We start from the raw sequence: 6,502 nt of genomic DNA, 5'->3' as shown, positions 1-6,502 counted from the left end.
AGGGCAAGATAAAAGGCGGTGTTGGCGCGGCCTTCTTTTCGCTATTCTTTCGGTGGGTTAGCCGATGACGGTCGGGCTCTGGATGACTTGCGGAGAGTTGTCGGCTTAGGGATCGGCGGCCTTTTTCTGGAGGCGCATCATGCTCATCCGCGAGGCGATCGATCACCGGCTGACATTGGGTACGGCTCCAGATCGTCAAGGCGTCCAGGTCCGCCTTCCCCTTTCCCTGAAGATCGATCGGGTGCCGGTGCGCACAGGCATGTTCCAGAGGCTGGCGGCGTCGCGTCAGTTCGCCCTGGGAGATCGTTCGGGCGTGCTCAGGGCGGCGCAGGGACGGTCGGGCAGGGCCTTCCGTATGGATGTCCGCCAGCGTGTGATCGTGAAGGCCCTGGTGTCGCGACATGTCGGCAAGTCCGCGACGCGGGCGGGGGCGCTGGCGGCGCACGTCGCCTATCTCGGCCGGTCAGGGGCGGGCGTCGAGGGGGCGCGTCCGGACTTCTTCGACCGGGCGCACGACGGGGTTGAGGCGGCCTTGGAAACGCGCGGATGGAGCGCTGACCGCCATCATTTCCGCTTCATCATCTCGCCCGAGCACGGCGATCGGATCGCTGATCTTAGGGGCTATGTGCGGGAGGTGATGGCGCGGGTGTCAGCCGATCTGGGTGAGCCAGGTCTGCGCTGGGTCGCGACCTGCCATTACTACACCGACCAACCGCACGCCCATGTCCTCGTGGGAGGGCGGCGTGGGGATGGACGGGACCTGGTCATTCCTCGCGACTACATGGGCTACGGCTTTCGAGCCCGTGCCCAGGAGGTCGCACAGGAAAGGCTGGGGGATCTGTCGCGTGTCGACGCCGAGCGGCGGGTCTGGAAGGAGACCCAGGCGGATCGGTTCACCGGATTGGACAGACGACTGCTGGCGGCGGCGGATGCAGACGGCATGGTCGATGACGGGGCAGGAGGGACCGGCGCCTGGGCGGCGCTGAGCCGGGGGAGGCTACGGCATCTGGAAGAGCTGGGGCTCGCCATGCGCGCAGGCCGTCGATACCGGCTCGATCCAGAGATGGAGATGAGGCTGCGAACCCTGCAAGTGCGGCGGGACATCATCCGGACGATGAACCAACGCCGGCTGGAGGGCGCGCGCGAGGTGCGGCTGTTGGGGCGCGAGACGGTGGCTGGGGTGGTGGTGAAGACGGGGTTTCACGATGAGGCGGGGGCGGCGGCCTTTGTCGTGGTGCGCGATGTCCAGGGCGTCGAGCATTATGGGCGGCTGAAGGTGGGCGGGCCTGCATTGGCGGTTGGGGATGCGGTGGCGCTGTCGCCTGTGGGGCAGGGGATGGCGGCGGCGATTGCCGTGAAAGGGCAGCATCACGAATTGTGAAGGTGGGGCTAAAGGCCGCTTGTGACTCAACGCGGACGTTCACAACGACCGCTTTCGGGCCGTCACTGGAACCTGAATCCAGTGCGTCTGCGCCTAAGCTGGCTCGCTTCCCGGAAATTGGGGAGCTTCTGAACTGTCCAATTGCCAGGCGGACCTGACTCTGGACTAGTCTCAGGTTTCAGTAATGCCGCCCACAGATTGGTGTTGGTCCCGCATATTACCATTGCGAATCGGCAGTGAGAGTCTACCCATGGTGGAAGCAACTTCTCCGAGCGCGTGATTATGACTCGTTGGACTTCCCCGCAGATCAGGTCTCGACCACGGCCTGTTGCCGCAAACGTTTCGAGCGCGATCAAACGCTTCTCGGAAAATCGTCGCAACGTCATAAGGGGCGCGGTGACGGCTGCTCGACGGGGCATCCTGACGACTGATGCGATCAATTTGATCAGAGCCAACGTCGCCGAGGGCGACATGGTGGCGGCGGCAACGATTCTGGAATCCCCACAAGGACTGCGACAGCGCAAAGTCTTCGGACTGCGGCAGTCAGATATTGCGATCAACCACCACCATCAGCGTCGTTCAGCGAACCTAGAACTCGCCTATACTTGCGGATTCCTGAACTCCTGGAAGTCGGAAGCCATGATGGCGATCGAGACGATCGCTGTCCTGAGCCGCTTGACGGATGTCAGCGTATCAGACGCGATCGGGGCCATTTCAAAGGCGGCTGAGAAGTGGGGAGCTTCTAACTACCTCGCCCTAAAAATCTCGTACATTCGGGAGTTCCTCAAAGTCGACGAAGCCGACATGGTGATATTGGCATCGATCGATGCAACGCTGGGGCACTCTCAAAGCCCTATGATCCAATACTCCGCGCTAGAGAACATCAAAACCAAGATTTCGCTCTTCTCGATCGCCCGCCGGCACACCAACATCCTCATGGATCATGTGAAGGGTGACTTCAGACGATTTCATACCCTGAACAACCTGGTGCCTACGCCAATCAGTCACGACGATTGTGCCGGCTTTGTCCTGAGGGGAACGGAGTCGAGCCTGTTGGACGCCGTTCGATGCCTTTTAATCATCGCGAACCTTCGTGATCGTCTTCCAGACGCCTATGCCGCCATTCAGCGCAACCTCGACGCTGATATCCTGGAGAGTTTGTTAGCGGCGCAGGACCAAGTCATGGCCGCCTCGGTTCCGCAAATTGTCGATCCATCCGAGGGCGACAAACCGGGAGAGGAAACGTCTAGCTTCGATAATGAAAGGTCGTTGCTCTACTACAGGCGGAGCATCGTTTTCCTTGAGTTTGTTCCTCTCTGCCGTTTTCGACACGACCTAGACCGAGTTATTGGGCATCGCTTGATGGCACCGGTGCTCGGCGAGGGGACGCGCTGGAACGCTGAAGATTTCGGATCGCTTGAGACTCTGAAGCAGCCTGACGGAGTGTTTGAGCTGGACCAACACGACGCGGACGGCGTGCAGGTCGACGGATTTTATAGAACCTATCTTTTCCTCCGGTTCATTCAAACGCCAAGTAACCTTGCGCTTCTGTCGAGCGACGAGGTCAAATACCTATTCGACACTACGATGCGGCTCGAGGCGCTTCTTCTAGAATCCGAGCTCAAGACAATGCATCTGAACGCTTCCGAGGAGGCGCGAGCTCTCATCTCCGTGCTAGCGCTATCACTCTACAGGGGGAAATCATCGGATCCAGACGTGGATTTTGATTTCAGAGCCAACCTCGAAGACTACATCATCCGGAATTTTTCGGGCAGCATTCCGGACTTTATCGAGAACTTGGCTCCGAAAAGTCCGCAAGTCGCTAACTACATTGCATCCTCTCTCGATGAGGTGACGTTGCAAAAAATGTATCAGATCGTCGACTCGCCTGTGTCTGCCGAAAATGCGCGGCGTGATATCCTGACGTCCGTCGGTGTTCACCTTAACAAGATTGAATACATCATCGAAGCCGAGGCCATTGAGACGCGGTCGAAAGTCGCGAAGCTGCGCAACTACTTCGACACCAGCCGAATGTTCGTCGACTCCCTCGCCATGAAGAAGTGGCTAGGCTCCAACCCGTCAGCATATACGGAACAGTACAAGGAACTCCTCCCCAAGCTGACTGCGCGGCTGGCCGCGTCAAAAAGCGTCGTGAGCGCCAGCGGGAAAGAAGCGAAGATTGATATCGTCGAGTTGACGTCGACGGATGACTACCTTGTAGAACGGATAGCAGCCGACGCGTTCCGAGAGTTCTGTGTTAACAACGAATTCGGGATCGAATCCTATCTCGGCCGCCGGATACGCCACAACACGCTCCAGGGCGTGATGACCAAGAGCGTTGACGCGGTGCTTCAGCGCTCGGACTACAATCCGATCATTGCTGGGACGCCGTTCGGCGCGGCCCTGAGCGCGTGGGAGAGCGGCTACAAGGTCTTCATTGAACGTATGCGGAGGGAGTTCCTGCAATTTCGCAGCGCGAGCAACCCGAGCGCTCTGTTCAACTCAGAAATAGATTTCACCGAGACATCCGCTCGGCGGAACTTGGCTCAACTGATCCAGACACTCCGGCTGTCGGGGCCGGAAATGCTGGACGAACTCATCATCGGGTTCTGCTGGCGACAGATTGCCCCGCAGCTAGATTCTGCTTCGCGTCAGATCCGGGTAAAGATGACGCAAGAGATTGCACAAAGCCTAGATCAGGCCCTTCAGCGGTTCAACGGACCGGAGGAGTTGAAGGTCAAGCTCGCCCTCGAAAACGGGATCACCTCGGTTTTCGCTCAGGTCGCCAGCTGGTTCCAAATCCCGCAGACGGGTTTTGTGCCGGCGACCATTCCAGAAATCTGCAACATCATCGACATCGAGTACGGTCGTCCAGCCAATCCGACGTTCGTCTCCGGTGCAGATCTGGACACGAGTTACTACGGCATCTCCGTTCACCGGATCTACGACTGCCTGGCGGTCCTTCTGCAGAATGCCTTCAAGCATGGAAGCGAGGGCAGTGACGTCACGGTAAAGATGTCCACCAAGCCGATCGAGCGCACCAACCTGCACCTTCTTGACGTGTCGGTTCAGTCTGTGATGCCAAAAGCCGAAGCATCTCGCTGCATCGAGAGGGTGGCGGCTGCGCTCAACTCGTCAGAGACTGGGAAGGACATGGTCACTGAGGGATACTCGGGCATCAAGAAGGTAAAATTCATCACCCGGCTGAATGAGGGCGCGCCGACCGTCAGTTTTGACGTCCTCGACGACATCATCGAGATCAGATTCCAGCTCAAGGTCGAAGTCGCCGATGAGGAGGCTCGTGATTAAAAAGATCCTTCTAGTCGAAGACGAGGTGCACAAACTCGAGGAGCTGACGGCTTGCCTTGAAGATTTTTACAAAGGGCAGGTCGCGCTCACGCATGTCGACAGCGTGCACGAGGCATTCTGGGCTGTTTCGACCGACGTCTACGATCTGATCATTCTCGACATGGCGCTTCCCACCTTCTCGCCGGAAGGCAGTGCGGCCTTGGAGCGCGGACATGACCAGGCGCTAGGGGGCGTCGAGGTGCTCCGCGCTCTCAAGCAGCAAAATCTGCGATCTAAGGTCGTGATTATTACTCAATATCCGGACATCACGATCGGCGGGAAGCGGGTCAAACTCAGTGAAGCTTCAGGCGTCCTGTCGCGTAGGTACGACCAGGACGTAGTCGGGAGTGTCCTCTACAAATATAAATCTCCGTCCAATTCAACGAAGCTAACCGCTCTGCTCAAGAAGGCTGCATGAAAACGCTCATTGTCGAGGACGACGATCATAAACGCGAGACGATCAAGCAGTACGTATTATCTCTAGGTGTTGCGTTTGGCGATGTCGTCACGGCGAAGGACATGGCCGATTTTATGCGCAAGTTCGATGCGGAAGTGTCGATTTGTGTCATCGACCTGCGCCTACCCGCCTACGACGGCGGCGATCCGGACCGCAATGGAATCGGCGTTCTCCAAGCCATCGAGTCCAAGGGCTCGGGACATTTGAAGCTTTTGGCGATCAGTTCTTTTCCAGACGAATTCTCTGACATCAGGCCCCAGTTTGAAAGCCGTGGGTGCCTTCTGGTCGACTATGAACAAAGAGAGGTCTGGCAGAGCGTCCTCAAGCAAATGGTCATTGAGGTCCAGAGCGTCGAGACGCTGGATTTCGTCATCCTGTGTGCGCTTCGCACCGAGCGTGCCCCGTACACAGGAATGGCGGAGTTGGCTGGCACACCCAAGTTCAAAGACAACCTTTCCCGTTTCGACATTTCGATCGCGGGGCGGCGAGGGACGATCATCGAGCTTCCTCACATGGGCCTCGTAGATGCCGCGGTGGTCGCCGGTAAGGTCATTGAGAAGTTCAAGCCGAAGGTCGTCGCGATGTCCGGCGTATGCGCCGGCTTCCCTGATAGAGCCAAGTTGGGTCAGCTTCTCGTGTCAGATATGGCCTACGAGTACCAATCCGGAAAATGGTCCGAAGACGGGTTTTCTCAGGAACCGTACCAAGTGCCGGTGCCAGAGAAGATGCGGGTTTTGACCTTGGAAATTCTTGAAGACACTGGGTTGCTCGCTCGCCTGGAAAGCGGATGGATGCACGACAGACCATCCCAGATGACAGCCCCCAAACCGGCGGCTTTCACCTCAGGCTCGGCCGTCATCGCGTCGGAAAAATACATCGGTCAGGTCGCGACCTATCATAGGCGTGTCTCTGGTCTCGACATGGAAGTCTATGCGCTTCATCGCGCCGCGCACCTCGCGAGTTGCAAGCCTGATTTCATCTGCGCGAAAGTGGTTGTCGACCTCGCGGGAAGTGAAAAGGACGACGACCTGCAACCTTATGGCTGCATGATTTCGGCGAGGTTCGTTGTTGAGTTGTTGGCTCGATACTTTGCGGGGGCTCACTAGAGAGGGCGTCACAGGCAGGCGTTTTGCCGGACGCTGCTCGGACCGACGCCAAGCCGGCTCTCTGCGCTTTTCCCAGATCGACCACAACACGACAGCGTAGCCAATTCGAGCCTGGAGGGGCTGCGCCGCACGCGGCAGCGATAGACGCGGTGACATGTCGACTTTTGGGAATGGAACAGATGTCCGCTGTTGATGCTGTGGACGGCTCTC

Annotated in this window: 4 protein-coding genes; all 4 read left to right on the top strand. The window is 58.2% G+C overall.

Annotated features, from left to right (window positions below):
- The first annotated feature begins 139 nt into the window (after nt 1-139).
- The 4 genes from HX774_RS18175 to HX774_RS18160 all read left to right on the top strand — a co-directional run bounded on the left by HX774_RS18175 (nt 140) and on the right by HX774_RS18160 (nt 6,292).
- The gene (locus HX774_RS18175) at nt 140-1,381 is read left to right on the top strand and encodes a DUF3363 domain-containing protein (RefSeq protein WP_178828856.1); all 1,242 of its coding nucleotides are present in this window, start codon (nt 140-142) and stop codon (nt 1,379-1,381) included.
- A 282-nt stretch (nt 1,382-1,663) separates the two neighbouring features.
- The gene (locus HX774_RS18170; RefSeq protein WP_178828855.1) at nt 1,664-4,690 is read left to right on the top strand and encodes a hypothetical protein; all 3,027 of its coding nucleotides are present in this window, start codon (nt 1,664-1,666) and stop codon (nt 4,688-4,690) included.
- Nucleotides 4,683-5,147, top strand: coding sequence for a response regulator (locus HX774_RS18165; RefSeq protein ID WP_218650515.1), 465 nt, complete (start codon nt 4,683-4,685; stop codon nt 5,145-5,147). The genes HX774_RS18170 and HX774_RS18165 overlap by 8 nt, the downstream gene beginning before the upstream one ends.
- Nucleotides 5,144-6,292, top strand: coding sequence for a nucleoside phosphorylase (locus HX774_RS18160; RefSeq protein WP_178828853.1), 1,149 nt, complete (start codon nt 5,144-5,146; stop codon nt 6,290-6,292). The genes HX774_RS18165 and HX774_RS18160 overlap by 4 nt, the downstream gene beginning before the upstream one ends.
- Nucleotides 6,293-6,502 lie beyond the last annotated feature (210 nt).

Source organism: Brevundimonas sp. P7753, assembly GCF_013386595.1.
GTDB lineage: Bacteria > Pseudomonadota > Alphaproteobacteria > Caulobacterales > Caulobacteraceae > Brevundimonas > Brevundimonas bullata.
The sequence above is the reverse complement of the archived record's forward strand: the minus strand, read 5'-3'. Positions and strand labels throughout refer to the sequence as shown.